We start from the raw sequence: 25,387 nt of genomic DNA, 5'->3' as shown, positions 1-25,387 counted from the left end.
TGCTGAATGTACAAGGTTTACGGACGCGTCAAAAGCCGGGCATCGCGCGTGCTTTGGCTGCTGGAAGAGTTGGGGCAGCCCTACGACTTTGTTGATGTCGGGCCGCACGACCCCCAGGTTCTTGCACTGAATGTATCGGGCAAGATCCCGGTTCTGGAGGACGGCGACGCGGTGATTTCTGACAGCAGCGCGATCATGACCTATCTGGCCGACAAGCACGGCGCCTTCACCTATCCGGCAGGAACGACGGATCGGGCCCAGCAGGATGCGTCGTTCTTCGCACTTCTCGATGAGTTTGACGCGGTGCTCTGGACCGCGGCCAAGCACATGTTCGTGCTGCCCGAAGACAGGCGCGTGCCCGAGATCGTGGAATCGGCGAAATGGGAGTTCGACCGCAATCTTCGGCGTCTGGGCGACCGGTTCGAGGGGCCGTTTCTGCAAGGCGGGACAATGACGATTGCCGACATTCTTTGCGTTCACTGCATGAACTGGGCGCGCGGTGCCGATTTTCCCATGAACTCGGATGTCCTGCGCGCCTACGCGCGCGAAATGCGCCAACGGCCCGCGTTTCAGCGCATGGGCGCTTTGGCGACGGCGGATTGACGGCCACGGCATTGATGCAACCAATCTGCGGCCGACCGTCCGGCCCAGCGCCCGGTCGCCAGACATCCGGTCAACAGATACCCTCCGGTCGGCGCTTCCCAGTCCAGCATCTCTCCGGCGCAGAAGACACCCGGCAGTGCCTTCAGCATAAGGGAGTCGTCCAATTCGGACCTTGCAACCCCACCGGCAGTCGAAATCGCCTCGTCCATCGGGCGAAGACCCGCATGGGCAATCGGCAGCGCCTTGATCCGGCGCGCAAGATCCGCACCGTCCGGCAAGGGACGGCCGAACTCCATCAGAAGGGCCATGCGAACCGGCCCCAGTTTCAGTGTCTTGCGTAGGTGATTCGACAGACTGGCCTTGCCGCGCGGCCTTGCCAGGCGGCTTGCGATTTCGTCCATTGTCAGATCCGGCAACAGATCGACATGCAAGGGCGATCCCTGCCGGACGGGCTTGCAGATGGCATAGATGCCGCCGCCTTCAAGCCCGCGTTCCGAGATGACCGCTTCGCCCCGTGTCGTCGTGTTCCCGGCCGACAGCGCCACGCCCTTGAGCGGCGCGCCGAAATGCGGCCGCATGTGTGGCGACCAGACCACCGAAAGTCCGGCATTCGCCGGGGCAAATTCCGAAACGGCAATGCCGCGCCCGGCCAGTATCTGCGCCCATGCCCCATCCGATCCCAACCGCGACCAGCTTGCGCCGCCCAGCGCCAGGACAGTCGCATCGACGGCCCAGGTCTCGCGCCCTCCGGGCGTATCAAAGGACAGATCGGCACCATCCCACCCATTCCAGCGATGGTGGGTCCGGATCTGGACACCCAATGCTTCAAGACGGTGCAGCCAGGCGCGAAGCAGTGGCGACGCCTTCATGACGACCGGAAAAACCCGGCCCGTGGAGCCGGTGAACAGCTTCTGGTCCAGGCCCTGCGCCCAGCTCATCACGGCCTGCGCGTCAAAATCCGCGATCATCGGGCGCAGCCAGTCCGCGGCTTCGTCATAGGAGTGCATGAACCGCTCGAAAGGTTCGTTTCTGGTCAGGTTCAGACCCGACTTGCCGGCCATCAGAAACTTGCGCGCGACTGTGGGCTTGGCCTCGGCTACGACCACCGCATGGCCGGCCCTCGCCAGTTCCTCGGCCGCCATCAAGCCCGCCGGACCTGCACCGATCACTGCTGCGCGTGCCATCCCTCATCCCTTGCAACCGCCGCCCGGAACGGCGAAGTCTTCTGGCCAGGCATCCAACGGAACTGGCCATGACCGATCCCATCTGCCCACTGTGTGACCGCCCGATCCCCGAAGGGAACGGCAGCCTGCACCATCTGGTCCCAAAACTCAAAGGAGGCAAGGGCGGGCCGACGGTTCTGTTGCACCAGATCTGCCACAAGGAAATCCACGCAACCCTGACCGAGGCCGAGCTGGCCCGCGATTTCAGCTCGATCGAGGCGTTGCGCAATCATCCGCGTCTGGAGAAGTTTCGGCGATGGGTGCTGAAACGGCCGCCCGGGTTTCGCTCCAAGGTGCCCGGAAAACGCCGCCCGCGCTAGGCTGGTAACAGGGGGGTTCCGAATGCGTCCTGCGTGGCCGCAGGCAACCCCTCGATCTCGAGCCCCAGATAGTCGGGAACGGGCGCGAAGGACGCCTTTGCAATGTGCTGGAACTCGAGTGTGGTATAGGGCCTTTTCCACAGCCATTCCCGATTCTCCACCGACCACGGGTCGGGGTTCGGCGGATATTCGTCAGTGAAAGCATAGAAGTGCAGGTCAAAGCCGCGCGGGGCGACTTCCTGAAGCGACAAGAGCCGCATTCCCAGAGACTTGCAGACCCGTTCCTCGGCCAGAATGTCACCCGTGCGCAGAGTGATCTGGCCGATGCAGGCATTGGCAAACGGGTTGGAGGGGGCGGGCTTGGTTTCCGGCCGATTGCCCTCAAAATCGTGCTGCAGCAGTTCGATCACGAAGCCTTCGGGATCGTTCAGGTGGCACATGTAGCCGATGTCCAGAAACTGGTGCGGCGGGCTGACGGCCACACCCAGAGCTTCGAGGTGCAGGGCGGCACGATCCACGTCCGGCACTGTGATGCCGATCTTCCAGTATCGCTGGCCGCGGTCGTGCGCGTAACCGCCGCCGCCAGGTTTAAAGACCAGATCCGCATCGCGACCGCCTTCAAAACCCACCCGCCAGGCATTGTCTTCGCGGCGGGCGGTCATGCCGAACGCCTCCGCATAGAACCGCGCAAGCGCTGACGGATCCGCGGCTCGCAGACGAAGGCCCGATAGCCTCATCTGCACAAACCGGCGATACCCGCCGCGATTTCCGGTTTTGCGGCCACGCAATCCGCGGTCAGTGCGCGCGCCGTTTCCATCAATATCTCCGGCGCCACGATCCGGTCGACCAACCCGAACTGATAGGCTTCCTCGGCGGTGATCTTCTGGCCGGCCATCAGAATCAGCTTGGTGCGCGCGGGTCCGATCAGGGCCGCCATGCGTTCGGGATCCGAGGGCTGGGGCAGAAAGCCGAGCTTCATCACCGGGTAGAAGAACCTGGCCTCGGGCACGGCGATCCGCAGGTCGCAGGCCAGCACCATGCCGTTCGCCCCACCGGCCAGCGTACCGTTCAGCGCCGCCACGGTCAGGCAGGGCAGGGCAGCGATGGCGCCGGACAACCTTTCCCAGACATCTGACGTCGCGAGTCCGGACCGCGCCTCGTCCAGATCGGCCCCGGCGCTGAACACCTTGCCCTTGCCCGTCAGGATCAGGGCCTTGGCGTCCACCGCCGCCTCGGCGATGTCGGCAAGCTGGGTCAGCATCGCCTCGGTCAAGGAATTGGCCTTGTTGGGTCGGTTGAGCGTGACGACCCAAAGGCCGTCCTCCTTGGTCAGATCGATCATGTCAGCCCGACCCGCTTGCGAATGTCCTCGCCGCGCAGAGAGATTTCCGTTCCGACAAATTCGTCGGCATCTTCCGAGCACATCCATAACAGCGCGCGCGCGGGCCAGTCGGCCGGAATGTGAACCTCCCAATCCAGTTGACTGACCGGATTGATGCCGCTGGCCTTGATCTCCTTCTGCATCTGCGTCGCGACGGTTCCGGGCGACAGGCCCATGGCCCTGATCCCGTGGTGTCGCTCCTCCAGATGCAGGCATTTGGTCAGCATCGCCGCCCCTGCCTTGGAAGCGCAATAATGGCTCCACGCCTCGACGGCGTTGTGCGCCGCGCCGGAAGAAACCGTCAGGACCGTGCCGCCGCCCGCGGCCCGCATGACCGGCAACGCCGCCCGCATCCCATAAAAGACACCCTTGAGGTTGATGTCGATGGCGCGGCCCCAGGCGGCGGGATCGGCGCGCGACAGGTGGAAGATCGGTTCGATCACACCTGCATTGCCGATCAGAACGTCCAGCCCGCCGAAGCGTGCCACGCAATCGGCGACGGCCTGTTCCACCTGTGCAAAGTCGCCGACATCGCAAGCCAGGGCCAAGGCGTTGTCGCCGAGCGCGGCGGCAAGCGCCTCGATCTTGTCGCGGCTGCGCGCCACCAACGCCACGTTGGCGCCCGCTGCGGCAAAAACGCGCCCGGCTTCGGCCCCGATTCCGCGGCTCGCGCCGGTGATCAATACGGTTTTGCCCTGCATATCCATGGAGATGTCCCTTGCTGTCTCGACTTGCTCCAAGTCGTAGCCCGCAAAGGGGGAACGGGTCCAGCCCTTGCCCCCTTGACGCCCGCCCCTACAACCCCGACGATGCCCGCGAAAATTGAAAAGAAGGGTTCCCTTATGTCTGTTCTTCTCCGCCGCAGCTGCGGCGCCGTGATTGCCTATGCCGTCGCAGCCCAGGGCGCGTTCGCCGAGTTGACCGCCGAAACCGTCTGGGCCGACTGGCAATCCTATCTGGGCGGCATGGGCTATGTGGTGAGCGGCGACCAAAGCAGTTCGGGCGCCGTGACGACCATCACGAACATGGCCATGACGATGCAGCTGCCGGAAGAAGACGGACAGTTCTCGATGACCATCCCGACCCTGACGCTGACCGAAAACGACGACGGCACAGTCACGATCGGCTTTCCGCCGTCCTTTCCGCTGATCGTGGACGGAAAGGCCGATGGCGAGGAGTTTCGCGTCGAACTGACCTATTCCCATGACGACATGAACATGGTCGTTTCCGGCTCGCCCGAGGACATGACCTATGACTACTCGGCGGCCAGGGCGGGTGTCGCGCTGACGTCGATCGAGGCGGATGGCGAAACCATGCCACCCGAGGCGCTGTCGGCGCGGATGGAAATGACCAATGTTTCCGGCAGTTCGCGGATGCAGATCGGAGAGATGCGCGATCTGGACCAGAACATGACGGCCGAAACCCTCAGCTATGACATTGCGTTCGACGACCCGGATGCCGACGACAAGGGAAAGATCAAGGGCGCGCTTAACACGCTCAGCTTTGTCGGGACCGGAACGATTCCGACCGACTTCAACGCAGCGGACTACCAGAGCATGATCGAGGCCGGGTTCGACTTCGATGGCACCTTTGCCTTCGAATCGGGTTCCAGTGAGATTTCGGGGGCGGGCGAAGGCGAGGAGTTCGCGATGACCAGCCGCTCCGAGGGCGGCGAGTTCGCTGTCGCGATGAGCGCCGAGCAAATCAGCTACGACATCGCTCAGCGTGGTGTGGAACTGGCCGTGACCGCGCAGGACTTGCCCTTCCCCGTCGAACTGGCGATGGCGCAGGCCGGGATCAAATTCGACATCCCGGTGCAGGCTTCCGAAGAAGATCAGCCGTTTTCCTTTGCCATGAGCATGACCGACTTCACGATGTCCGACATCATCTGGGGCATGTTCGACCCGGCAGGCGCCCTGCCGCGCGACCCGGCGACCATTGCGCTGGACGCCAGCGGCACTGCCAAGGTCGCGGTGAACTTTCTTGACCCGGCGGTTGCGGAAACCCTGGAAGCGACCGATGCGGCACCGGGCGAACTGCGTACGTTGAAGATCAACGAGCTGATCATTTCCATGGTCGGCGCCAAGCTGACGGGTACAGGCGACTTCAAGTTCGACAATTCGAACCTCGAAGCCTTTGACGGCATGCCCGCGCCGTCCGGAGAAGCCAACCTGCAACTGGTTGGCGCCAACGCCCTGATCGACAAGCTGATCGGTATGGGTCTTTTGTCCGAAGACGACGCCATGGGCGCGCGGATGATGATGGGCATGCTGGCGGTTCCGGGCGATGCGCCCGATACGCTGAACTCCAAGATCGAGATCAACGAACAGGGCCACATCTCGGCCAACGGCCAGCGAATCAAATAGGCTCAGCCGCCGCAGTTACCGGGGCCGCCGGTTCGGCGGCCCTATTTCCTTGAAGCCGTCTTGCCGATTCAAATTGCTTCGATACGAAGCCGGCAAGGTGCCCGGACGTTGAAATCCCGACAAACGGCGGTCAAATACGCTTCGGTTCCTTGCGGTTCGGGCCTTGCGACGCAAACGGCGCAAGGCTAGGTCCAGAACAGGAAACGGAGTGCGCATGACCGGAACACCAGAAGATATCAGCCATGCCCTGCTGGATGCCGCAAGAAAGGCCGGCGCCGAAGCGGCCGATGCCATCGTGATCGGCGGTTCGTCCATCTCGGTCGAAGTCCGCAACGTCGCACTGGAAAAAGCCGAGCGATCGGAAGGTTTGGATCTGGGCCTGCGCGTCTTTCTCGGAAAACGGCAGGCCATCGTATCCAGTTCCGACAGCCGTCCGGACACCCTCAAGGCGATGGCCGAGCGCGCCGTAGCCATGGCCGGTGAAGCGCCCGAAGACCCCTATGCCGGCCTCGCCGATCCTGCGCAGCTCGCCAAGTCCTGGGATCTGGAAGCGTTGCAGCTGTGCGACCCGGCACCGGAACCCGCGGCCGAAGCCCTGATGCAGGATGCGCTGGCTGCGGAAGCGGCGGCCAAGTCGGTTGGTGGCGTCACGCAGGTGTCCGACGCTTCGGCCGGTTACGGAATGCACAAGGTACACCTGAGCGCGACCAACGGGTTTTCAGGCGGATACACCAGAACCAGCCGCTCGATCTCCTGCGTTGCGATCTCGGGCGAGGGTACCGGCATGGAACGCGACTATGACGCCGACAGCCGCACCTTTCAGAGCGATCTGCGCGATGCCGATGAAATCGGCCGCCGCGCTGGCGAGCGGGCGGTGCAACTCAGCGGCGCGCGCCAGCCAAAGACTGGAACCTTTCCGGTTCTGTTCGACGAACGCATTTCCTCGTCGCTGATCGGGCATCTGCTGTCGGCCAGCAACGGCGCGGCCATCGCGCGCGGCGCGTCCTGGCTCAAGGACAGCCTGGGTGAGCAGGTTCTGCCCGAACGCTTGTCGCTGACCGAAGAACCACACCGCCCGCGCGTCTCCGGCTCCCGCCCGTTCGATGCCGAGGGACTGCCGACCCGAAACCGGGCCATCGTCGAAAACGGCGTGTTGACCGGCTGGACGCTGGACCTTGCCAGCGCCCGCAAGCTGGACATGGGTGCGACAGGGAACGCCGCGCGCGGCGTGTCCGGCCCGCCATCGCCCGCCAACTGGAACCTGAGCCTGACCCAGGGCGCGCACTCCCGCGACGAGCTGATGCAGGAGATGGGTACGGGGCTTTTGGTCACGTCGATGATCGGCTCGACCATCAATCCCAATACCGGCGACTATTCCCGCGGCGCATCCGGATTCTGGGTGGAAAACGGCGAAATCGCCTATCCCGTCAACGAATGCACCATCGCCGGAAACCTGCGCGACATGCTGCTGCGCATCGTCCCGGCCAACGACGCCCGCAGCTACTTGTCGCGCGTGGTCCCGTCACTCCTCATCGAAGGGATGACCATTGCCGGCAACTGACCTGTCCCTGCTGATCGACGCGGCAAAGGAAGCCGGGCGGATCGCGACCCGCTATTCCGGCCATACCGCGCAGCGCTGGGACAAGCCAGAGGGCGCCGGCCCGGTGACAGAGGCCGATATCGCAGTCAACGACATGCTGGAAAATCGGCTGCTGGCGGCCCGCCCGGGCTATGGGTGGTTGAGCGAGGAGTCAGAGGACAGCGCCGAGCGCATGGCGCGCGACCGGGTCTTCATCATCGACCCGATCGACGGAACACGCAGTTTTGCCGAAGGGTCCAGAACCTGGGCCCATTCCATTGCGGTCGCCGAACAGGGCGTGGTGACGGCGGCGGTGATCTATCTGCCGATGCGGGATCTGCTATATGCTGCGGCGGCGGGACGGGGCGCAACGCTGAACGGCCGGCCCATCGCGACGACGCGGGCAACCGACCTTGGGACGGCCCAGATCCTTGCCGCGAAACCGAACCTCGCAGGCCGCCACTGGCGTGACGGACATGCCCCGGATTTCCACCGCGTGTATCGGCCCTCGCTGGCCTATCGAATGGCGTTGGTCGGGCAAGGGCGGTTCGACGGAATGCTGACCCTGCGCCCGAGTTGGGAATGGGACATCGCCGCCGGAGACCTGATCCTGCGCGAGGCGCAGGGGAAATGCACCGACAGGTCCGGGCAACCGCTGCGGTTCAACAACGCCTATCCTCGGCTCAACGGGGTCGTGGCGGCCGGCACGTCGCTTCACGCATTGCTGTTTGCCAGACTTGAGCCCGAAAGCGGCTGGGCGCCGTCATGAAGCGTTCCCGTTCTCTCAGCCTTGCCGCCTATCGGGTTCTGTCCTGGCGCGGATCGAAGCGGAATGGCGATGCGGATTTGCCGCGGCCTGATGGCGAGCTGCTGTGGATCCATGCCGGTTCGCGCGACCGGCTTCACCCGTTGAAAGATCTTGCGCAGCGGTTGCAGCAGCAAAGACCCGACTTGTCGCTGCTCTTCACCGCCCCGACCGATGCCGATATCGCGGAATGGGTCGATGTCGTCCGGCCCGTAATTCCCCTGCCGGAAGACACGGGGCGTGAGGTGCGAAAGTTCCTGTCACATTGGCGGCCGGACATGGGGTTGTGGGCCGGCGGCGGCCTTTTGCCAAATCTCGTGTCCGACGCGGCGGAGCGGGGTGTCCCGCTGGTGCTGCTTGAAGCGGACACGAATGTCGTGGTTCCCCGCAGCCGCCGCTGGCTGCCGGAAATCCCACGCCACACACTCGACTGCTTTCAGGCAATTCTCGCCACGACCGAAGAAAAGGCACGGCAGATCCGCAGGCTGGGTGTGCCGTTTGCCAAGGTCTCCATCTCGGCACCGTTGCAGATAAGCCCGAACCCGCCATCCTGGCCCGAGGATGAGTTGATCGAAGCCAACCACGCCCTTGCCAGCCGTCCGGTCTGGCTGGCGGCGTGGGTTCAAGACCGCGAGTACATTTCGGTTCTGTCCGCGCACCGGGATGCCTTGCGGCTGCTGCACCGGCTGGTGCTCGTTCTGCACGTGTCCGACCCGGACCAGATCGCGCCGCTGCGCCAACGTCTCGAAGCGATGGACCTGCGATGCGCCGACTGGGATGCGGGCGACGCGATCGAGGATACGACCCAGGTCATTCTGTGCGCCTATCCCGAGGATCTGGGGTTGTGGTACCGGATATCGCCGCTAACCTTCATGGGCAGTTCCCTTGAATCCGGCGCCAGCGGCCAGAACCCGCTGGACGCCGTGGCGCTGGGATCGGGCATCATTCATGGGCCCCATGTCGGGAAACACACCGATGCCTATGCGCGTCTGGCCAACGCTCACGCATCCCGGGTCGTTCGTTCGGCCGAGGAACTAGGGCAATGCGTCGTCGATCTGCTGGCGCCGGACAAGGCGGCCAACATGGCGCTGGCCGGATGGGAAGTTGTCAGCGACGGCGCACATCAGACCGACCAACTGATCGACTTGATCCAGGATCATCTCGACAGGCAGAGGCCTGATCATGCGGGCGCCTGACTTCTGGAACACGCCGCCCGGACGGCTCGACTGGCGCGCGCGAATGCTCAAACCAGTCGGGCGGCTCTATGCGCGCGCCACCGCTCGTCGATTGGCTTCGACCGACGGCATTCGGCTGGGCGTGCCGGTGATCTGCGTCGGCAACCTGAATGCCGGCGGCACCGGCAAGACTCCGACGGTCATCTGGATTGCCGGGCAGCTGCGGAATGTCTGGCACACGCCGCACGTCGTGACGCGCGGCCATGGCGGTTCGCTGGAAGGTCCGGTTCGGGTCGACCCGTCACGCCACAGCGCCGCCCAGGTCGGGGACGAACCATTGCTGTTGGCCGCCTTCGCCGAGGTCTGGGTAGCCAAGGACCGCGCCGCGGGCGCGCAGGCCGCCGCCGAGGCCGGCGCAACGGTCATCGTGTTGGACGACGGATTTCAGAACCCATCGGTCACAAAGGACTTTTCGCTGGTTGTCGTGGATGCGGAACAAGGTTTTGGCAACGGCCTGTGCCTGCCCGCCGGTCCGCTTCGGGAACCTGTCGATGTCGGGTTGCGCCGGGCGGATCTGGTCCTGTCCATTGGCAATCCCGAAGCGCAGCGCACATTTCTGGAGACCTGGGGCGAACGAGTGAACGTTGCCCACGCGACCGGAGAAGTCCAGCCGTTGCAAACCGGAATGGACTGGACCAGCACCCCGGTTCTCGCCTTTGCTGGGATCGGCCATCCGGAAAAGTTCTTTCGCACCCTGCGAGGCTTGGGCGCGGACTTGCGCCGGGCCGAGCCCCTGGACGATCACCAACCTCTGACGCCGGCGTTGATGAACCGGCTCGAGAACGAGGCAAAACTGCTGGGCGCCCAGCTGGTCACGACCGAAAAAGACGCAGTCCGCCTGCCGGCCGCATTTCGGAGCAAGGTCATCACCTTGCCGGTCCGGCTTGAGGTGCAACAGGCGGATATGGTCCGCGACCTGCTTCTTGCGAAAGCGCCCGCGCCCTGATCAGTCGTCCTCGCCCAATTTGGGCGCAGGCCGTGTCAGGGACAGTTCGGCATCCGAGAACACAAAGGGCGAGCGAACGCCCGGCACGCCGTCAAGGTCGATCTGCATGCCCCGCGCCACCACCTGCGGATCGTTCATCACCTCGTCAAGCGTGTTGATCGGCCCTGCGGGAATTCCCTGTTCCTCGCAAGCGGCCAGAAGGTCGGCCTTGGCGCGTTGCGCTGTCGCCCCGTTCAACCGTGCGATCATGACGCGCCGGTTCGCCAGCCGATCCTTGTTGCGCAGAAACTCCGGTGCCTCGGCCATGTCGTCAAGACCCAAGACGCGGCACAGACGTTGATACTGCCGGTCGTTGCCGGTGGCGATGATGATGTGGCCATCGGCACAGTCGAAGACCTGATAGGGCGCCAGGTTGACATGGGCATTGCCCATCCGTTCCGGAGCTTTTCCGGTGGTCAGATAGTTCAGTGCCTGATTTGCGGTCACGGCGACCGCGACATCCAGCAGCGCCATGTCCACCTGCTGACCGCGCCCCGTCCGCTCTCGTTGGTAAAGCGCCGCCAGCACGCCGGCGACCGCGTAGATCCCGGTGAAGACGTCGGTGATCGCGACGCCCGCCTTTTGCGGCTGCCCATCGGGTTCGCCCGTGATCGACATCAAGCCGGACATGCCCTGGATGATGAAGTCATAGCCTGCGCGATGTGCATACGGCCCGGTCTGGCCGAAACCGGTGATCGAACAGTAGATCAGGCGAGGATTGACCTTTTTCAGGCTGTCGTAGTCGAGCCCGTATTTCCTCAGTCCGCCGACCTTGAAATTCTCGATCAGAACGTCGGCATCCGCTACGAGGTCGCGCACGCGCGCTTGTCCTTCCGGGGTCGAAAAATCCAACGTGACCGAGGCTTTGCCGCGATTGGCCGAGTGAAAATAGGCAGCGGAAACGTCATCGCCGCGCGTGACGAATGGCGGCCCCCAGGCTCGGGTGTCGTCGCCAGCCGGGGATTCGATCTTGATGACCTCGGCCCCCAGATCGGCAAAGGTCTGACCCGCCCAAGGGCCGGCCAGAATGCGCGCCAGTTCGACGACTTTCAGACCGGCCAGCGGTGCCGTCATCAGTTCCCCAACTCGGCTTCGATCAGCGCCTTGAAGTCGTCATAGGACTGGTTCTCGACCTTCTTGCCGTTCACGACGAATGTCGGTGTCGAGTTGATCCCGTCGCGCTCGGCATTTTCCTGATACCAGGCCACAAGGGTCTGGGCCTTGGTGGAATCCTGCAGGCAGGCTTCCAGCTGTTCGTTCTCGATCCCCGCCAGGCGGCCGATCTTGCGCAGCTCATCGACGATCTCGGTCGGCCCGCCGGCGCGGGTCCATTCCGACTGCCCCTGAAAGATCAGGTCGGTGATACCGAAGAACTTGTCGGGTCCGGTGCAGCGCGCGATCATCGACGCCCACAAGCCGTAGCGGTCGAAATACACTTCGCGGTAGACGAATTTCACCTTGCCGGTGTCGATGAAGTCCTTCTTGAGCTGTTTGTACGGCCCTTCGTGGAAGGCGGCACAGTGCGGGCAGGTATAAGAGGCATATTCGATGACCTCCACCGGCGCGTTTTCATCGCCCTGAACCATCTCGACAATGGTTGACGTGTCGATATCGGCCTCCTGCGCGGTGGCTTCGCCGACCAGGGGGTTGGCGGGCGTGCTGGCCGGCGAGGTGGCCAGCCAATAGGCCCCTGCGGCGACGGCGACTGCCGCACAGATCACGGTTGCAATTCGGGTCATCTCCGGCCTTTCTCAGGTTTTGTGCTTGGATAGTACGTTGCGGCCCAGACGTTCAAGGGCGGCGCGAAGGTCATCGTCCTGAACGTCATGCGCGGCCTCATGCGCTGCGGTGGCCACTTCGGCGGGGATCTCCGCTTTCGCCGGTTTCGGCTTGTGCTCAAAGCTTGCCTGCCCTTCGGCGAACCCGGTCGGTGCAGTCTGGGTGATGCGAACCCGGCTGATCGCGTTGTAGCCGTAAACGGCGTTGACCCGTTCGCGCAACTGTTCTTTCTGCATTTCCAGCATCGGGGCCTGCGGGCCGGTCGTCAAAACCGTCAGCGTGGCGCCGAATCCGCCCTTGCCGTATCCGATGCTGACGGGTTGCGCGATGGCGGCGACATCCTGCCCTGCGATTTCTGCCCAATGGGTCAGAAGGCGCGACACCGCAAAACCCCGGCTTTCTGCCGCACGCCGAATCCGATCGTTGAGCAACGTGGCGGTGCGCTTGAACCCTCGGGTTGTGGAAGAACGTGGCGACATCTGGATTCCGACTCCTGCATCGCTATTGTAATGGGCGAGGACACGGGTGCCAGCGAAACCCGACAGAGCAAAGGATAAAACTTGCGTGACGGCCCGGACTTCGATGTGAGCGGCGCATTGCTGGAGTGGTACGACCGCCACGCTCGTGTCCTGCCCTGGCGCGTCAGTCCGGCCGATCGGAAATCGGGTGTCGATCCAAACCCCTACCACGTGTGGCTGTCCGAGGTCATGCTGCAGCAGACGACCGTGGCAGCGGTGCGCGACTATTTCCTGCGCTTTGTCACCCGATGGCCGACGATAGAAGCCTTGGCCGCCGCGCCGGATGATCAGGTGATGGGCGCATGGGCCGGCCTGGGTTATTACGCCCGCGCGCGCAACCTTCTGAAATGCGCGAGGGTCGTTGCCAAGGATCATGGCGGCGCCTTTCCGGCCGAATACGACGATCTGCGGAAGCTGCCGGGCATCGGCCCCTATACGGCGGCGGCCATCGCCGCAATCGCCTTCGAGCGTCCGGAAACCGTTCTGGACGGGAATGTGGAACGGGTCATGGCGCGGCTGTTTGACATCCATGATCCGCTGCCGGGCTGCAAACCGCTGTTGAAATCCCGCGCCGCGGAATTGACGCCCGACCACCGGCCCGGAGACTACGCACAGGCGGTGATGGATCTGGGGGCCACGATCTGCACCCCGAAATCGCCGGCATGCGGCGCCTGCCCCCTGCGCCCCGCCTGTCGCGCGCAGGCGGCCGGAACCGCTGCGGAACTCCCCAGGAAGAGCCCGAAGAAACCCAAGCCCATACGCCATGGCTATGTATACATCGCCCGAACGAGCAATGGCGGGTGGCTGTTGGAACGGCGCCCGGAAAAGGGACTGTTGGGCGGAATGCTCGGCTGGCCCGGATCGGACTGGTCGGATGCACCGGACGAAACGCCGCCATTCTCCGCGGACTGGCGGACGCTCACCGGGGAAGTCCGCCACACCTTCACTCATTTTCACCTGATCCTCAAAATCCGCACCGCCGTCCTGCCGGACGAGGGCAAGCCCCCGGAACTGCTTGCCATACCAAAGCACGCGTTTCGCCCCTCGGATCTACCGACCGTCATGCGCAAGGCGTATGATCTGTGGCGCGGCCAATAGACAGATGGGCAGGGGGAAGCAAAGGGCTTAGGGTCCAAACAAGAGCAACGGAAGATGACATGATCTCACCCGAAACCCTCTCACGCTGGCAGACGGCCCTGCCCTTCTGGATCTCGTTTCTGCTCATCCCGCTCATCTGGTTCACGGCCTTCATGGGCGGTTGGTGGCTGATCCTGGTACCGCTTTCGACCTGGTGGGTCTTTGCCCTACTCGACCAGTTGACCGGCCTGAACCTCGAAAACGCCGATCCTGACACCCGCGACGAGGATCTGCGGTGGTACATCCTGCTGACGCAGGCTTGGGTGCCGGTGCAATTCCTGACCTTGTTCGGATTGATCTTGTACGCCACGCACAGCGGCCATCTGGGCACGGTGGAAAAAATCGCCTTGTTCTTCGGAATGGGCGTACTGTCCGGCACGATCGGCATCAATTACAGTCACGAGCTGATGCACCAGAAAAGCCGGGCGGAGCGCTGGTTGGGCGACATTCTTCTGGCCATGACGCTCTACTCGCATTTCCGGTCCGAGCACCTGCTGGTCCATCACCGCTATGTCGGCACACCGCGCGATCCGGTGACGGCGCGATACAACGAGGGATTTCACCGGTTCTATCCCCGAGTCCTGCGGCAAAGCCTGCGCTCGGCCTTCCGCGCCGAACGCGAGAAACTGGCGCGCAAGGGCCTTGCATGGACCCATCCGACGAACCCGTTCTGGCGATACTGGACCTTGCAGGCCGGCATGCTGCTGCTGGCCTATCTGCTGGGGGGCTGGAACGGACTGGGTCTGTTCCTGGTACAAGCGTGCACCGCGATCTGGCAACTGGAACTGGTCAATTATGTCGAACACTACGGGCTGACCCGCAAGCACCTGGGCGACGGGAAGTATGAACACGTCCGGCCGTGCCATTCCTGGAACGCTGCGCAAAAGGCGTCAAACTGGTTGCTGATCAATCTGCAGCGTCACTCGGATCACCATTACAAGCCAGACCGCCGCTTTCCGCTGCTCCAGAACCACTCGGCCGACGCCGCGCCGCAATTGCCCTACGGCTATCCCGTCATGACCGTGGCGGCGATGATCCCCCCGCTGTGGAGGCGCGTGATGAACCCGCGGGTGCGCGCATGGCGGCGACAATATTATCCCGAGATCACCGACTGGCGACCCTACAACAAGGCTGAGACCCCTCTACCCCGTTGACACACGGCGCGCGTCCCGCGCGGGCGTGAGCAAGGATTACAAGGTCCAGACATCCATCCGGCCCTCGATCCCGCGAATGTCCTGATCCTTGCGGCGTTGGAAACCCGATATCAGATCCGGATCCGCGCCTTCCTCGGACACTGCGCGGGTCCGCAATTCGTCGCTCATCACGATCCGGGTGCCGAAGTCGCGCGTGAGGGTCTCAAGCTTGGCCGCCACGTTCACGGCGTTTCCGATCACCGCGAATTCCAGCCGGTTCGCACCGATATCGCCCAGCACGACCGATCCGAAGTGAATACCGATCCCCACACGAATCTCAGGCTCACCCGCACGGCGCCGCTCCAGGTTCCAACGGTCGATGACCTTGATCATCGACAGGGCGCAGGACAGGGCGTTGCTGGCGTCGCGTTCGCCGGCCAGTGGGGTTCCGAACGTGGCCATCAACCCGTCGCCCAGATACTTGTCCAGCGTACCGTCGTGGCGGAACACCTCGCTTTCCATGCGGGCGTGAAAGCTGCGCAGCACTTCGATCACCTCATAGGGATCCCGCCCGGCAGCGAATTTCGTGAACCCCACGATGTCGATGAAGAGCACGGCGATGTTCGCCTTGCGCACCTGCTTGAGGGGCTCGTCATTCTGGCTGAGCTCATCCACCACGTTCGGCGAGAAATAGCGGGACAGATTGGCGCGTTCCCGTTCAAGCCCGGCATTGGTCATCAAGAGCCGGTTGAAGCGCCGGACCGAGACGCCCAGAGTGACGGCCACCAGAACGAAGACCACAACCTCCTGAATCCGCATCGGCGCCATGAAACTGTTGGGGTCCATCATCTCGGCGACATCCGGAAACCCAGCGAAGGCCAGCGCCGCCCGTTCCGACAATTGCGGAATCGGCGTCGAGAACCACCAGGCCGCGATCCAGCCCACCGTCCACATTCCGGCGGTCCAGGTTCCGATGGCGATGACCGTCCGCCAGGAATAGGCCAACGTGCCGGCCGCGAGAATGAAGAAGAAGTACTGGAAATTGTCGAACCGGTACTGCATCGCCACCGGGCGCACATCGTCGCTGAACGGGTTCGGCACGACCATTCCCAGCGTCATGATGAGCAGATCCAGAAAGATCAGAAACAGTTCCAGCCGCGACTGCCCCACCCGGCCCGCGCGCCGGATGAACCAACCGTTGAGCGCGATGACCGCCAGAATGAAATGGTAATACAGCACCTCCCAATGCGGGTTGATGAAGACCAGCAAGACCGCGATCAGCGCCATCGAGATCCAGCGCGCGCGCACCGCAAGTTCCAGGCCCTCGCGCTTGTGCCGCTCCAGCGCGGCTTCGGTGTATTTGTTGTCGAGGTCGAAACTGTCGGGCTGGGTGATGAAAACGCGATCCCACCGCGATTCTGCCACGCTCGTGTCGGTCATGCCACCGGCTCCTTCATTCACCGCCAAAAGATAATGGCCCTGAACCTATCCCAACACCCCGTGCGGCAAAGAAAAAGGCCCCGCCGGTTGCGGCGGGGCGAGTGAGAGTGCCATGTGTCAGGCCACAGGCACCGGCGGTATGAGTGGATTATCGTTGAGTGGATTTCACGTATTCAGCTATGCATCTCCGCCCGGATCTGCTGGCGCAGCACGTCGATCGGAACCGTCTTGCCGTCCCGCTTGAAGCACCAATAGGTCCAGCCGTTGCACGAAGGCGCGTTCTCAAGATGGGCGCCCACCTGGTGGATCGAGCCTTTGACGTTCCCGCCGATCAGCGTGCCGTCGGCGCGTACCTTGGCCTTGTGGCGCTGGTTCATGGAATAGAGCTCTTCACCGGGACGCAGAAGGCCGCGTTCGACCAACTGGCCAAAGGGAACGCGCGGTTCGGCACGCTTGCTGGCGCTGACTTCCAGCGCCTCGCGGTCGAACTTGCGTATCTTGGCAATGCGTTTTTCCGCCACCTGGCGATAGCTGTCCTCGCGTTCGATGCCGATGAATTCCCGCCCCAGCATCTTGGCCACCGCGCCTGTGGTGCCAGTACCGAAGAAGGGGTCGAGCACGACATCGCCGGGGTTGGTGGACCCGATCAGGATACGGTGCAACAACGCTTCGGGCTTTTGCGTCGGATGTGCCTTGTCGCCGTTTTCGTCCTTGAGCCGTTCGTGGCCGGTGCAGATCGGCAGAACCCAGTCGCTGCGCATCTGGATGCCTTCGTTCAGGGCCTTCAGCGCCTCGTAGTTGAAGGTGTATTTCGCGCCTTCGGCCCTGGAGGCCCAGATCATCGTTTCGTGCGCGTTGGTGAACCGTTTGCCACGGAAATTCGGCATCGGGTTCGACTTGCGCCAGACTACATCGTTCAGGATCCAATAGCCGGCATCCTGCAACGCCGATCCCACCCGGTAGATATTGTGGTAGGAACCGATGACCCAGATCGCGCCGTTTGGCTTGAGCACACGCCGGGCCGCCGTCAGCCAGGCGCGGGTGAACTGGTCGTAAGCGGCAAAACTGGAAAACTGATCCCAGTGATCGTCAACCGCATCCACCTGGGAATTGTCGGGCCGATGGAGCTGACCCTTGAGTTGCAGGTTGTAGGGGGGGTCCGCAAAGATCAGGTCCACCGATGCCTCGGGCAGACCGTTCATCACTTCGATGCAGTCGCCAGCAAGAATCGCGTTCAACGGGAGCGCCGCAGCGCCCTTGATCTTGGTCGTCGTCATTATTTCTCTGCCTCAAGTTCCACGGCGCTTGTGCGCTCATTTGGTTGAGACAAGGATGATTCAAACCGGATTCCTGGTCAATTTCTTTTTTGAATCAGCAGCTTACGATTTACTCTTGATACAAGATATTGTGGACGGGCTTGAACGAACGCCTATGGTGTGGGGTAACCCCAAGATTTCGAAGCGCCTCGCGGTGCTGTCTGGACGGATAGCCGGCATTCATCTCCCAGCCATAGCCGGGATGCTGTTGCGCCAAATCCACCATCAGCCGATCACGCCAGATTTTGGCCACGATCGAAGCGGCGGCGATTGACACCGACCGCGCATCACCGCGCACCACGGCCTGACTCGGCAAACCCAGACCACGTGGAATCATCGTACCGTCGATCAGCAGGAAATCGGGGGCCGGGTCCAGCGCCGCCACCGCCCGTTCCATCGCCAGATGCGCGGCGCGCAGGATGTTGAGGCGGTCGATCTCGTCCACGCTTGCCTCGGCCACCGAAACCTCGGCGCTCTCGCGCACCAGCCGATCCAGGGCGGCACGTCGATTTGCGGTGAGTTTCTTGGAATCGTTCAACCCCTCGGGAATCTCCGCAGGATCGAGAATCACCGCCGCCGCCACCACCGGTCCGGCCAATGGTCCGCGCCCCACCTCATCCACCCCGGCAACGCGCACATACCCGCGTTCCCGCAGCGCCCGTTCGAGATCATCGTTCGGCAACTTCATGATCCCGGCAAATCGCGAAATTCGGCGCAGCGCAAGAAAAAAAGTGGAGAGCGAAGGTCATCGTGCCCTCCGCCCTCCGGTCGCGGCGCTTCTTTGGCGCCGCTCTGCTCGAAACTCAGTCGTTGAGAACCACGCGATAACCCTTTTGGCGCAGGCAGCGCGGTTCATAGGCATGTTGCACCCGCTCGCCGTTCCAGAAACCGACTTTGCAGGACTTCGGCAACTTGCCGGAATGCCTGTAGTGCCGATTCAGACAGCGCTCTCCCAAAAGCGGGCGCGCGTTGCCATATCCCTGGAACGTGCGCAAGCAGCGCTGGGGCAGGTCGTAGCGCGCGACGCGATCCGGCAGAGGACGCAGTTGGCGCGGTGTTCGGATGGGGTTGAATTGCTTTCTGTCATAGTCTCGGGTGATCGGAACGCTGCGGTCATATCGTCTGCTTTTGCTGTACTCGTTCACCACCGCTCCGATGATCGCGATGGCGGCGAGACCGCCCAGAATGTCATGAGCATCCGCCGCCTTGGCGCGGGAGACGGAAAATCCGGTGATGGCGACTGCTGTAGCGACAATCAAGGCGATGAATTTGTGGTGCATGGTTCTGGTCCTTCCGGTGATGCCGTCGATCCGACGCGGGATCGCTATGGGATGCATCGAGCCTGTCCGTTGCCGCGCCGGACAGGCAATATCGGCTGGGTGATATCCGATATCGTCCCCGACAATGCCTTGTTGTTATTGAATGTCGCGCCTCGCTTGCGCAGGATGTGGCCCATGAAACAGATCCTCGCTTTGCTGAGCCTCACCGGCCTGCTATCCCTGACGACTGCGGCCGAAGCCGCCGAGTGTTACGCCGACTACAAGGCCAAACAGGACGCGCCGCTGCGGCTGCATTATGGAGTCATGCAGGTGTCCAGCTGCTCCAAGGGGGACGCGGCCCGGGAAGTGGCGGGCCGCCTGAACGCCGCGGGCTGGACCCTTTTGAACGTGATCTCGGTGTTTGGCCCCGAGGGCCTCGACAAAAGGAAGGCGAATGCCGGACAGTACTATCTCCGTTTCTGAAGCCCGGCGCTCTGGCACGCGTCTGGTCGGTTGGGGTATTGCCGCCATCGTGCTGATACTGATTTCGGCTGCCGCAGTCCTGTTCTGGACCCTGCCGGATGCCAACGCCTTCAATGCCCGGGTCGAACGGCTGTTCGTCGAAACCGATCTGACCTCGCAGGCCGAAATCCGGTTGCTGGAGATCCTGGCGCAATCCGGCACCGCCTTTGCCGACACGCTGGCAAGCTATCGCATGGTCATTTTCGTGCTGCTGGTCTTTGCCAGCGCCATGATGATCGCCGCGCTGGTCTTTCTGGTCATGTTGGTGACGCTGAACCGCCGCATGGCTCAAATCGAACGGACCGGCATTCAGGTGACATCGCTTTTGATCAGCCGAGAGGAAAACACGGTCTACCTCAACAACATGGACTTCAAACTCACACCGGCGGCCATGGAAACCCTGTCGGTGCTGGCCGAGTCGCGACTCGATGACGAGGTGCTGTCCGGTGCCGAGATCGAGGCGATGATTTCCGGCAAGGACGCCGCCGATTGCGACGAGGCGGCGGGCGCCACACGCATCAAGCGCCTGCGCGACACGCTGGGCAATCAGATGGTCAGCGAATTGCTGGTCAAGAACATCGCGCGCAAGGGCTATATGCTGGCGATCGAAAAGGACGTCATCCAAATGATCTGACGCTCAGTGATTGGGTGACTCGCGTCCCTGGGTGACGGCGCCTTCCGGTGCATCCTTGGTGTCCGGGCAAGAGCAACGGGCCATGTTGTCATAGATCAACTCGTCGTGGATGGGCGGGCACCCCTGCCCCGGCTGCGTGATCAGCCGGTTCGGACTGGCCCGCGTCAGACAGACTGCAAGACAGATGCACGCGTCACGGCTGGGTGGCTTTCGCGTATCAGCCAGCGCCGCCTCTGCAAAAACGCCGGCAAGCAGACAGCCGATCGCAAGGCGGGCAGTGCCGGTGACTCTTTCTGCCCCTCTCATTCGTTAAAAACCTCGCGCGTGGCCTTGGCAAGTCTGGTTGCCGGTCCCATCCTATTAGGGACCAGGGGAAAGGAGTTTCGCATGAACGTCCATACCACCCCGACGACCAAAGGCTACCGCATATCGATCGAACCGCTCAAGGGACGCGTCGCCGTCTATCGGGATGATGTCCTTCTGGCCGAAAGCTCACGCGCCAAGGTGATGTACGAAACCCGCCTGCCGCCGACCGTCTATTTTCCACGCGACGACGTGAAGACCCAACTTGGCGATCCGACCGAATTGCAGACCTTCTGCCCGTTCAAGGGAACCGCAACCTATCGGGACATCGTTCTGGGCGAGACACGGCTCGCCAATTCCGTCTGGGCATACGAGGACGCGCTGCCCGAAAGCGTGGGCATACAGGGTCATGTCGGGTTCATGCCCGGGTCTTTCACGTCGATAGATCTCGGCGCGAACACGTTGCGCGATGCGGATGACGGAAACATCAGCGGCCCGCTCATCGACTGGCTCATGCGCGGGGCTTCCACGATCGGAACGCCTGAGGATTTCACCCGCGCGCTGGCCGGGAAGATGCTGGAGCACGGGATCGCCCTTCAGCGGCTGGGCATCATGGTCTGGTCCCTGCACCCCCTGATCGCCGGCAAGCACTATATCTGGGAAAAGGGGGAGGACGAGATTTCGACCTTTGCCCCGACCTATGAAATCCACGATCACCCGTCTTTCACCAACAGCCCGCTGCGGCATGTGTCGAACGGCCTGGGTGGTGTGCGGCAGCGTCTCGACGCGGATCATCCCGAGAACAGTTTTCCCATCATGGAGGATCTGAGGGCCAAGGGCGCCACGGATTACGTGGCCATGCCACTGCCGTTTTCGGACGGGCGCACGAACGTTCTGACACTGACCTGCGATCATCCGGAGGGGTTCACGACCGAAAATCTGGGGCTAATCTTTGAGTGCTCGGCAGCGATCAGCCGCTACTACGAGGTGTTCGTGCAGCGGGAAAACGCGCAATCGCTGCTCGAGACCTATGTGGGCAAGCGCACCGGCGCGCGCGTTCTGGGCGGCGAGATCCGCCGCGGCGACGGTGACGAGATCGACGCGGCGATCATGTTCTGTGACCTGCGAGGGTCCACGGTGTTGGAGCAGAAACTCGGCCGCACCGCCTACATCGCCTTGTTGAACGAGTTTTTCGACACGGTATCCGGGATCGTGCACGACCATGGCGGCGAAGTGCTGAAATTCATCGGTGACGCGGTTCTGGCCGTGTTTCCGGCCGGCGACGACCCGGACGCGGCGCGCGATCATGCCCAGCGTTCGGCCATCGAGATCGTCGAGCGTCTGGCGGATCTGCGCGCCTCGGGGACAGACGCGGAGTGCGACTGCGCGATCGGCCTGGCCTTTGGCCGCGTCACATACGGCAATGTCGGGTCGCGCGAACGGCTGGACTTTACGGTGATCGGGCAGGCGGCGAATGTCGCAGCCCGGCTGGGCGACTACGGAAAGATGTCCGGGCATCGAATCGTGGTCTCGCAGGATATCGAGCCGGCCTGCCGCGACGCGATCCCGCTGGGCGAGGTTCGGCTTCACAACGTTTCCAGCCCCGTGGTTTCCTTCGCACTCAAATCGCGGGCGGACATCGACCCCAGGATCGCCGAATCCAAGAATGAACAGGCCGGTTCCTCTCAGGTGCTCTGATTGGTCGAGCCGGTCGAGCGAGACCGTGTTCGTCACTACGAAACCATGCGTACCCAAGAAACATGACCTTCCTCATGACCCGGATACCGCGCGTTTCGGGAGGGCCCGTGCACAAACCCCAGAGCGCACCTGACCGGTAAGCAGGAATTAGGCAAGCGGTTGAAGCAGGGCCAAGGCGGTGCGGGCCGGGGAATACCGTTCACCGTGCAAGGCGACCTGGGCCCGCGCAAGATACGCGTTGGTGAGCCGTTCGATCGCGTCCGGCCGGGCGAATTGCGAAAGTTCCGGGGATCCGGTCAATCCGGACAGCTTGTTCTTGAACACTTCGAGCTGCCTGTCGATATCCAGCTGGGCAAACGCCTTTGGCAGACCCAGCGCGGTTTCCATCATGCTGCGCAGAGGTGGCAGGCTCATGAGCTTGAACCATTTGGTGTCCGCGCTCCCGTTCTGCCGCGCCAGATCCGCCAACGCATGTTGCGCGTAGAGCGCGATCCGCATCGTGTCGTCCGATTCTCCGACCGCCTGTTCGAACCGTGCCACCTCATTTCTCTTTGCGATCTTTGACATTTCGGAGCTCGCCTCGGTTTTTCGCGCCTCGCCGGGGCCGAACCCGAAGGCGGCTGAGAAGTCGCGATAGCGTTTGTCCGCGAGCTTGTTGGACAGGGCATCGCTGGCTTGCGTGCCGTCCTCGAGTATCTTTCTTACGAAGTAGGTGTTGTTGATGTCGTTCTCGAGTCCGAATGCGCCCAGAGCAACCCGCAACAGGCGGCGGTCGGACACCAGCTCTTCCGCCGTTCTGACGTTGCGGATCTTTGCCAGGAAATACTGCGTCTCGCGCTCGTTCTCCGCCGTGGATGTAAACGCCTTCAACTGAGCGTCATAGGTTCTCTGCAGGAACCGCCAGCCGACCAGGCCACCGGCAAGGATGACGGGCTGGAAGCTCATTGCCGAAACGCCAGAAGCCTGTCTTCGCGAGGCAGAAGGGATCGAAGCGACTTGAGACAGCGGTAGAACTGCCCCGAAATCAGTGCATCGGTCGCATCGGACAGGATCTTGCGGCTATCCGCGTCGGTGAACACCTGGCTCAATTCTTCCACGCGGCGCAACAGCGACAGTTTCGCGTCTTCCGCGCTCATATCGCCGGACAGGACAAGCTGCGTGGCGTAGCAGACGCGCCGCACCGGCGTGTTCGCATCCTCCGGATGGATCGCGTCGCGCAGCCTCAGGACATTCGCCTCGGGGGTCATGATCGCGAAGCGGCTGCGCCGGTCGCCGTTTTCGATCACCACGCCATTGATCAGCACCCGTTCCTTCGGTGCCAGCTTGAGGACCAGACCACTCATGCGGCTTGCCCCGCCTGACTCAGGCCGCGCATCATCGACATGTTGATCTCGATCAACGGCTCCACCGCGGCCTTTCCCGACAGAACAAGGCTGCTGTGGCGGTGGGTGAATTCGGCAAGATAGAAGATCCGGGCTCTCAAGTCGCGGGGCAGCGCATTCTCGGCATCCGCAACTCCGGTCGCAAAAAGCGTCCAAAGCCGCCGATTGTCGTAGACCGCCTGCGCCAGGGCTCCAAAATCCTTCCGGCTGTCCGCCGCAGCAGACTTGAGTTGCCGCGTGACCCGCGAAATCGCGTCGTATTCGATATCCCGCGGCGTGCGGGTCGGTGCCTGGCGCTCACTGTATGCACGGTGGGCAAGAGAATGCGGTGTCACCTGGTGTCCTTCCGGTTGTGGTTCACTGTTTCAGGAAGAACCGGAGCGCGGCGTTCGCGCTCCGGTCGAGTTGCCGTCAGCGGAACAGCGACAGGATGGTTTGCGGCGCCTGGTTGGCGATGGACAGGGATTGAACCGCCAATTGCTGCTGGGTCTGAAGCGCCTGCAGTCGGGCCGACGCCTCCTCCATGTCGGCGTCCACCATCGCGCCGATGCCCGAGCGCAGCGAATCGCTGAGCTTGGACACGAAGTCCGACTGGGTTTCGATACGTCCACGGACGGAACCGAAGGCTGCGGCCGCGTCGATCGAGGTCTGGATCAGCCCTTCGATTTCCGTCAAGGCACTCTGCGCGCCCGCCGTCGTGGTCACGTCGATGTTCGCAAGCGCCTCCAGACCACCGCCGATGCCGACGCCCGAAGTCTCGATCGCCTGCAGCGAGACGTTGTTGCCCGCACCGGTTTCGCCGGTAAAGGTGATCGTCGCAACTCCGTCGGCGGCGACCGTCACCGCAGCCCCCAAGGTCGAACCCTGAGCAAGGGTTCCATCCTCGATGGCGGCCGCGACGCGGGTGTTGAACGCGTCGGCCAGCGCGTTGGCCACATCCGCCTGCGTATCGCCGTCGCGCGCCACATAGGACACATCCCGCGCGCTGTCTTCGAAAGCGGTTCCGACCGTACCGGCTGCGCCGGTGATGTTGATCTGAACGCCTGTGCCGGCGGTCACGCTGTCGATCACCAATGTGGTGGTGGGCGGTGTCGCGGCACCGGTCAGCGCCACGGCGGCGGCTGCATCGAGAGCCCCGCTGATGGTCGCGCCCGACCCCGCTGCGGCGGCGGTACCGGCGGCCCAATCCGTGGCCTGGGTGCCAAGATCGAACTTCCGCACGTTGATGTGGCTTGCGTTCACGGTCCCGTCCGGGTTCCGGTCAAGCGAGCTGAGCACCTGCACGGTGCCCGATCCGGCGGTGGAATCGCGGTTCGACAGGAGATTGAGGCCGTTGAACTGCGCCGCGCCGACGACCGAGTTTATCTGGTCGCGCAAGGCTCCGATGTCGGTCTGGATCTTGGCGCGATCGACGTTCTCCTCCTGCGCGGCCACGATCTTGCCTTTGATCTGGGTCAACAGGTCGGCAACCGTTTCCGAACCGTTCTGGGCAACCGCCACCGTAGATTCGCCCAGTGACAAGCTGTCGGAAATCCCCTTGAAGCCCTTGACGTCGGATTCCATGACCTTGGAGATCGCCCAAACCGCGGCATTGTCCTTGGCCGATGCGACCGACTTGCCCGTCGAGATCTCGTTCTGGGTCATGGCAAGGTTCTTGTTGACCGATTTCAGGGTCTGCAGCGCGACCATGGCGCCGTTGTTCGTCAGAATACTGGACATTTCGTTTCCTTCTGTGTTGGGCGCTTCGACGCCCGGTTCCATTCCGCGCC

At 62.9% G+C, this 25,387-nt stretch carries 27 protein-coding genes; 12 read left to right on the top strand and 15 right to left on the bottom strand.

Translation table 11 applies throughout. The features are described from left to right. The first annotated feature begins 6 nt into the window (after nucleotides 1–6). Nucleotides 7–603, top strand: a complete 597-nt coding sequence (locus tag AC2FNJ_RS04620; protein ID WP_496762795.1) for a glutathione S-transferase family protein — start codon at nucleotides 7–9, stop codon at nucleotides 601–603. Here AC2FNJ_RS04620 and AC2FNJ_RS04615 read toward each other — a convergent pair. Continuing rightward, nucleotides 570–1,787, bottom strand: a complete 1,218-nt coding sequence (locus tag AC2FNJ_RS04615) for a TIGR03862 family flavoprotein (RefSeq protein WP_496762793.1) — start codon at nucleotides 1,785–1,787, stop codon at nucleotides 570–572. The two genes, AC2FNJ_RS04620 and AC2FNJ_RS04615, sit on opposite strands and share 34 nt — an antisense overlap. A 68-nt stretch (nucleotides 1,788–1,855) precedes the next feature. Between AC2FNJ_RS04615 and AC2FNJ_RS04610 the strand changes: the two genes are divergently transcribed. Further along, nucleotides 1,856–2,146 (top strand): HNH endonuclease, encoded by a 291-nt coding sequence (locus AC2FNJ_RS04610; RefSeq protein WP_496762792.1) that lies wholly within the window; start codon nucleotides 1,856–1,858, stop codon nucleotides 2,144–2,146. Here the strand turns inward: AC2FNJ_RS04610 and AC2FNJ_RS04605 are convergent. From AC2FNJ_RS04605 to AC2FNJ_RS04595, 3 genes are read right to left on the bottom strand one after another with little or no spacing between them, the layout of a single operon-like run. Continuing rightward, on the bottom strand, nucleotides 2,143–2,883 hold the full coding sequence (locus AC2FNJ_RS04605) for a VOC family protein (RefSeq protein WP_496762790.1): 741 nt from the start codon (nucleotides 2,881–2,883) through the stop codon (nucleotides 2,143–2,145). The genes AC2FNJ_RS04610 and AC2FNJ_RS04605 overlap by 4 nt on opposite strands. Continuing rightward, nucleotides 2,880–3,488: an enoyl-CoA hydratase/isomerase family protein gene (locus AC2FNJ_RS04600; protein WP_496762788.1), complete on the bottom strand. Its 609-nt coding sequence runs from the start codon at nucleotides 3,486–3,488 to the stop codon at nucleotides 2,880–2,882. Before AC2FNJ_RS04600 ends, AC2FNJ_RS04605 begins: the two co-directional genes overlap by 4 nt. Then, nucleotides 3,485–4,234, bottom strand: a complete 750-nt coding sequence (locus AC2FNJ_RS04595) for an SDR family oxidoreductase (protein WP_496762787.1) — start codon at nucleotides 4,232–4,234, stop codon at nucleotides 3,485–3,487. The genes AC2FNJ_RS04600 and AC2FNJ_RS04595 overlap by 4 nt, the downstream gene beginning before the upstream one ends. Nucleotides 4,235–4,369: 135 nt before the next feature. Here AC2FNJ_RS04595 and AC2FNJ_RS04590 point away from each other — a divergent pair, with 135 nt between their 5' ends. From AC2FNJ_RS04590 to lpxK, 5 genes are all read left to right on the top strand, one after another. Continuing rightward, nucleotides 4,370–5,893, top strand: a complete 1,524-nt coding sequence (locus AC2FNJ_RS04590; RefSeq protein WP_496762785.1) for a DUF2125 domain-containing protein — start codon at nucleotides 4,370–4,372, stop codon at nucleotides 5,891–5,893. A 214-nt stretch (nucleotides 5,894–6,107) separates the two neighbouring features. Beyond that, a complete protein-coding gene (locus AC2FNJ_RS04585) occupies nucleotides 6,108–7,454 on the top strand; it encodes a TldD/PmbA family protein (RefSeq protein ID WP_496762783.1) in 1,347 nt (448 codons plus the stop codon). Next, nucleotides 7,441–8,241 carry a 3'(2'),5'-bisphosphate nucleotidase CysQ gene (locus AC2FNJ_RS04580; RefSeq protein WP_496762782.1) on the top strand — a complete coding sequence of 267 codons (801 nt, stop codon included), beginning with the start codon at nucleotides 7,441–7,443 and terminating at the stop codon, nucleotides 8,239–8,241. The genes AC2FNJ_RS04585 and AC2FNJ_RS04580 overlap by 14 nt, the downstream gene beginning before the upstream one ends. Further along, on the top strand, nucleotides 8,238–9,473 hold the full coding sequence (locus AC2FNJ_RS04575) for a 3-deoxy-D-manno-octulosonic acid transferase (RefSeq protein WP_496762781.1): 1,236 nt from the start codon (nucleotides 8,238–8,240) through the stop codon (nucleotides 9,471–9,473). Before AC2FNJ_RS04580 ends, AC2FNJ_RS04575 begins: the two co-directional genes overlap by 4 nt. Next, nucleotides 9,460–10,458 carry a tetraacyldisaccharide 4'-kinase gene (lpxK, locus tag AC2FNJ_RS04570; RefSeq protein WP_496762780.1) on the top strand — a complete coding sequence of 333 codons (999 nt, stop codon included), beginning with the start codon at nucleotides 9,460–9,462 and terminating at the stop codon, nucleotides 10,456–10,458. Before AC2FNJ_RS04575 ends, lpxK begins: the two co-directional genes overlap by 14 nt. On the opposite strand, the gene AC2FNJ_RS04565 is transcribed toward lpxK, so the two are convergent. The 3 genes from AC2FNJ_RS04565 to AC2FNJ_RS04555 are packed head-to-tail and all read right to left on the bottom strand — an operon-like array spanning nucleotide 10,459 to nucleotide 12,755. After that, a complete protein-coding gene (locus tag AC2FNJ_RS04565) occupies nucleotides 10,459–11,571 on the bottom strand; it encodes a CaiB/BaiF CoA transferase family protein (RefSeq protein WP_496762778.1) in 1,113 nt (370 codons plus the stop codon). Further along, on the bottom strand, nucleotides 11,571–12,236 hold the full coding sequence (locus AC2FNJ_RS04560) for a DsbA family protein (protein ID WP_496762776.1): 666 nt from the start codon (nucleotides 12,234–12,236) through the stop codon (nucleotides 11,571–11,573). Before AC2FNJ_RS04560 ends, AC2FNJ_RS04565 begins: the two co-directional genes overlap by 1 nt. A 12-nt stretch (nucleotides 12,237–12,248) precedes the next feature. Further along, a complete protein-coding gene (locus tag AC2FNJ_RS04555; protein ID WP_496762774.1) occupies nucleotides 12,249–12,755 on the bottom strand; it encodes a DUF721 domain-containing protein in 507 nt (168 codons plus the stop codon). An 81-nt stretch (nucleotides 12,756–12,836) separates the two neighbouring features. On the opposite strand from AC2FNJ_RS04555, the gene mutY reads away from it, so the two are divergent. After that, nucleotides 12,837–13,892 (top strand): A/G-specific adenine glycosylase, encoded by a 1,056-nt coding sequence (mutY, locus tag AC2FNJ_RS04550; RefSeq protein WP_496762773.1) that lies wholly within the window; start codon nucleotides 12,837–12,839, stop codon nucleotides 13,890–13,892. Nucleotides 13,893–13,951: 59 nt separating this feature from the next. Beyond that, nucleotides 13,952–15,085 (top strand): alkane 1-monooxygenase, encoded by a 1,134-nt coding sequence (locus tag AC2FNJ_RS04545; RefSeq protein WP_496762771.1) that lies wholly within the window; start codon nucleotides 13,952–13,954, stop codon nucleotides 15,083–15,085. Between the two features lie 36 nt (nucleotides 15,086–15,121). On the opposite strand, the gene AC2FNJ_RS04540 is transcribed toward AC2FNJ_RS04545, so the two are convergent. The 4 genes from AC2FNJ_RS04540 to AC2FNJ_RS04525 all read right to left on the bottom strand — a co-directional run bounded on the left by AC2FNJ_RS04540 (nucleotide 15,122) and on the right by AC2FNJ_RS04525 (nucleotide 19,100). Beyond that, the gene (locus AC2FNJ_RS04540; RefSeq protein WP_496762769.1) at nucleotides 15,122–16,504 is read right to left on the bottom strand and encodes an adenylate/guanylate cyclase domain-containing protein; all 1,383 of its coding nucleotides are present in this window, start codon (nucleotides 16,502–16,504) and stop codon (nucleotides 15,122–15,124) included. A gap of 173 nt (nucleotides 16,505–16,677) precedes the next feature. Further along, the gene (locus AC2FNJ_RS04535; RefSeq protein ID WP_496762767.1) at nucleotides 16,678–17,781 is read right to left on the bottom strand and encodes a site-specific DNA-methyltransferase; all 1,104 of its coding nucleotides are present in this window, start codon (nucleotides 17,779–17,781) and stop codon (nucleotides 16,678–16,680) included. A 109-nt stretch (nucleotides 17,782–17,890) separates the two neighbouring features. After that, nucleotides 17,891–18,508, bottom strand: coding sequence for a ribonuclease HII (gene rnhB, locus AC2FNJ_RS04530; RefSeq protein WP_496762765.1), 618 nt, complete (start codon nucleotides 18,506–18,508; stop codon nucleotides 17,891–17,893). Between the two features lie 115 nt (nucleotides 18,509–18,623). Next, the gene (locus AC2FNJ_RS04525; RefSeq protein WP_496762764.1) at nucleotides 18,624–19,100 is read right to left on the bottom strand and encodes a hypothetical protein; all 477 of its coding nucleotides are present in this window, start codon (nucleotides 19,098–19,100) and stop codon (nucleotides 18,624–18,626) included. Nucleotides 19,101–19,274: 174 nt separating this feature from the next. Here AC2FNJ_RS04525 and AC2FNJ_RS04520 point away from each other — a divergent pair, with 174 nt between their 5' ends. From AC2FNJ_RS04520 to AC2FNJ_RS04510, 3 genes are all read left to right on the top strand, one after another. Continuing rightward, nucleotides 19,275–19,562: a hypothetical protein gene (locus tag AC2FNJ_RS04520; protein WP_496762762.1), complete on the top strand. Its 288-nt coding sequence runs from the start codon at nucleotides 19,275–19,277 to the stop codon at nucleotides 19,560–19,562. Further along, nucleotides 19,534–20,235, top strand: coding sequence for a winged helix-turn-helix domain-containing protein (locus AC2FNJ_RS04515; protein WP_496762761.1), 702 nt, complete (start codon nucleotides 19,534–19,536; stop codon nucleotides 20,233–20,235). Before AC2FNJ_RS04520 ends, AC2FNJ_RS04515 begins: the two co-directional genes overlap by 29 nt. 387 nt (nucleotides 20,236–20,622) lie before the next feature. Continuing rightward, nucleotides 20,623–22,236 carry a DUF427 domain-containing protein gene (locus AC2FNJ_RS04510; protein ID WP_496762759.1) on the top strand — a complete coding sequence of 538 codons (1,614 nt, stop codon included), beginning with the start codon at nucleotides 20,623–20,625 and terminating at the stop codon, nucleotides 22,234–22,236. Between the two features lie 147 nt (nucleotides 22,237–22,383). On the opposite strand, the gene AC2FNJ_RS04505 is transcribed toward AC2FNJ_RS04510, so the two are convergent. From AC2FNJ_RS04505 to AC2FNJ_RS04490, 4 genes are all read right to left on the bottom strand, one after another. Then, complete coding sequence (locus AC2FNJ_RS04505) at nucleotides 22,384–23,181, bottom strand: DUF1217 domain-containing protein (RefSeq protein ID WP_496762757.1); 798 nt, start codon at nucleotides 23,179–23,181, stop codon at nucleotides 22,384–22,386. Beyond that, nucleotides 23,178–23,579, bottom strand: a complete 402-nt coding sequence (gene flbT / locus AC2FNJ_RS04500; RefSeq protein WP_496762756.1) for a flagellar biosynthesis repressor FlbT — start codon at nucleotides 23,577–23,579, stop codon at nucleotides 23,178–23,180. Before flbT ends, AC2FNJ_RS04505 begins: the two co-directional genes overlap by 4 nt. Next, a complete protein-coding gene (flaF, locus tag AC2FNJ_RS04495) occupies nucleotides 23,576–23,953 on the bottom strand; it encodes a flagellar biosynthesis regulator FlaF (protein ID WP_496762755.1) in 378 nt (125 codons plus the stop codon). The genes flbT and flaF overlap by 4 nt, the downstream gene beginning before the upstream one ends. 76 nt (nucleotides 23,954–24,029) lie before the next feature. Then, entirely contained in the window at nucleotides 24,030–25,337 is a 1,308-nt protein-coding gene (locus AC2FNJ_RS04490) for a flagellin N-terminal helical domain-containing protein (RefSeq protein ID WP_496762754.1), read from the bottom strand. Nucleotides 25,338–25,387 lie beyond the last annotated feature (50 nt).

It is taken from the genome of Ruegeria sp. BHSB196, assembly GCF_059613135.1.
Note: the sequence above shows the minus strand (reverse complement) of the source record. Positions and strands in the feature narration are given on the sequence as shown.

Excerpts from the sequence above, each read along its gene's own strand:
- AC2FNJ_RS04620 (WP_496762795.1), top strand. The coding sequence starts at position 7 with ATGTACAAGGTTTACGGACGCGTCAAAAGCCGGGCATCGCGCGTGCTT.
- AC2FNJ_RS04615 (WP_496762793.1), bottom strand. The coding sequence starts at position 1,787 with ATGGCACGCGCAGCAGTGATCGGTGCAGGTCCGGCGGGCTTGATGGCG.
- AC2FNJ_RS04610 (WP_496762792.1), top strand. The coding sequence starts at position 1,856 with ATGACCGATCCCATCTGCCCACTGTGTGACCGCCCGATCCCCGAAGGG.
- AC2FNJ_RS04605 (WP_496762790.1), bottom strand. The coding sequence starts at position 2,883 with ATGAGGCTATCGGGCCTTCGTCTGCGAGCCGCGGATCCGTCAGCGCTT.
- AC2FNJ_RS04600 (WP_496762788.1), bottom strand. The coding sequence starts at position 3,488 with ATGATCGATCTGACCAAGGAGGACGGCCTTTGGGTCGTCACGCTCAAC.
- AC2FNJ_RS04595 (WP_496762787.1), bottom strand. The coding sequence starts at position 4,234 with ATGGATATGCAGGGCAAAACCGTATTGATCACCGGCGCGAGCCGCGGA.
- AC2FNJ_RS04590 (WP_496762785.1), top strand. The coding sequence starts at position 4,370 with ATGTCTGTTCTTCTCCGCCGCAGCTGCGGCGCCGTGATTGCCTATGCC.
- AC2FNJ_RS04585 (WP_496762783.1), top strand. The coding sequence starts at position 6,108 with ATGACCGGAACACCAGAAGATATCAGCCATGCCCTGCTGGATGCCGCA.
- AC2FNJ_RS04575 (WP_496762781.1), top strand. The coding sequence starts at position 8,238 with ATGAAGCGTTCCCGTTCTCTCAGCCTTGCCGCCTATCGGGTTCTGTCC.
- lpxK (WP_496762780.1), top strand. The coding sequence starts at position 9,460 with ATGCGGGCGCCTGACTTCTGGAACACGCCGCCCGGACGGCTCGACTGG.
- AC2FNJ_RS04565 (WP_496762778.1), bottom strand. The coding sequence starts at position 11,571 with ATGACGGCACCGCTGGCCGGTCTGAAAGTCGTCGAACTGGCGCGCATT.
- AC2FNJ_RS04560 (WP_496762776.1), bottom strand. The coding sequence starts at position 12,236 with ATGACCCGAATTGCAACCGTGATCTGTGCGGCAGTCGCCGTCGCCGCA.
- AC2FNJ_RS04555 (WP_496762774.1), bottom strand. The coding sequence starts at position 12,755 with ATGTCGCCACGTTCTTCCACAACCCGAGGGTTCAAGCGCACCGCCACG.
- AC2FNJ_RS04545 (WP_496762771.1), top strand. The coding sequence starts at position 13,952 with ATGATCTCACCCGAAACCCTCTCACGCTGGCAGACGGCCCTGCCCTTC.
- AC2FNJ_RS04540 (WP_496762769.1), bottom strand. The coding sequence starts at position 16,504 with ATGACCGACACGAGCGTGGCAGAATCGCGGTGGGATCGCGTTTTCATC.
- AC2FNJ_RS04535 (WP_496762767.1), bottom strand. The coding sequence starts at position 17,781 with ATGACGACGACCAAGATCAAGGGCGCTGCGGCGCTCCCGTTGAACGCG.
- rnhB (WP_496762765.1), bottom strand. The coding sequence starts at position 18,508 with ATGAAGTTGCCGAACGATGATCTCGAACGGGCGCTGCGGGAACGCGGG.
- AC2FNJ_RS04525 (WP_496762764.1), bottom strand. The coding sequence starts at position 19,100 with ATGCACCACAAATTCATCGCCTTGATTGTCGCTACAGCAGTCGCCATC.
- AC2FNJ_RS04520 (WP_496762762.1), top strand. The coding sequence starts at position 19,275 with ATGAAACAGATCCTCGCTTTGCTGAGCCTCACCGGCCTGCTATCCCTG.
- AC2FNJ_RS04515 (WP_496762761.1), top strand. The coding sequence starts at position 19,534 with ATGCCGGACAGTACTATCTCCGTTTCTGAAGCCCGGCGCTCTGGCACG.
- AC2FNJ_RS04510 (WP_496762759.1), top strand. The coding sequence starts at position 20,623 with ATGAACGTCCATACCACCCCGACGACCAAAGGCTACCGCATATCGATC.
- AC2FNJ_RS04505 (WP_496762757.1), bottom strand. The coding sequence starts at position 23,181 with ATGAGCTTCCAGCCCGTCATCCTTGCCGGTGGCCTGGTCGGCTGGCGG.
- flbT (WP_496762756.1), bottom strand. The coding sequence starts at position 23,579 with ATGAGTGGTCTGGTCCTCAAGCTGGCACCGAAGGAACGGGTGCTGATC.
- AC2FNJ_RS04490 (WP_496762754.1), bottom strand. The coding sequence starts at position 25,337 with ATGTCCAGTATTCTGACGAACAACGGCGCCATGGTCGCGCTGCAGACC.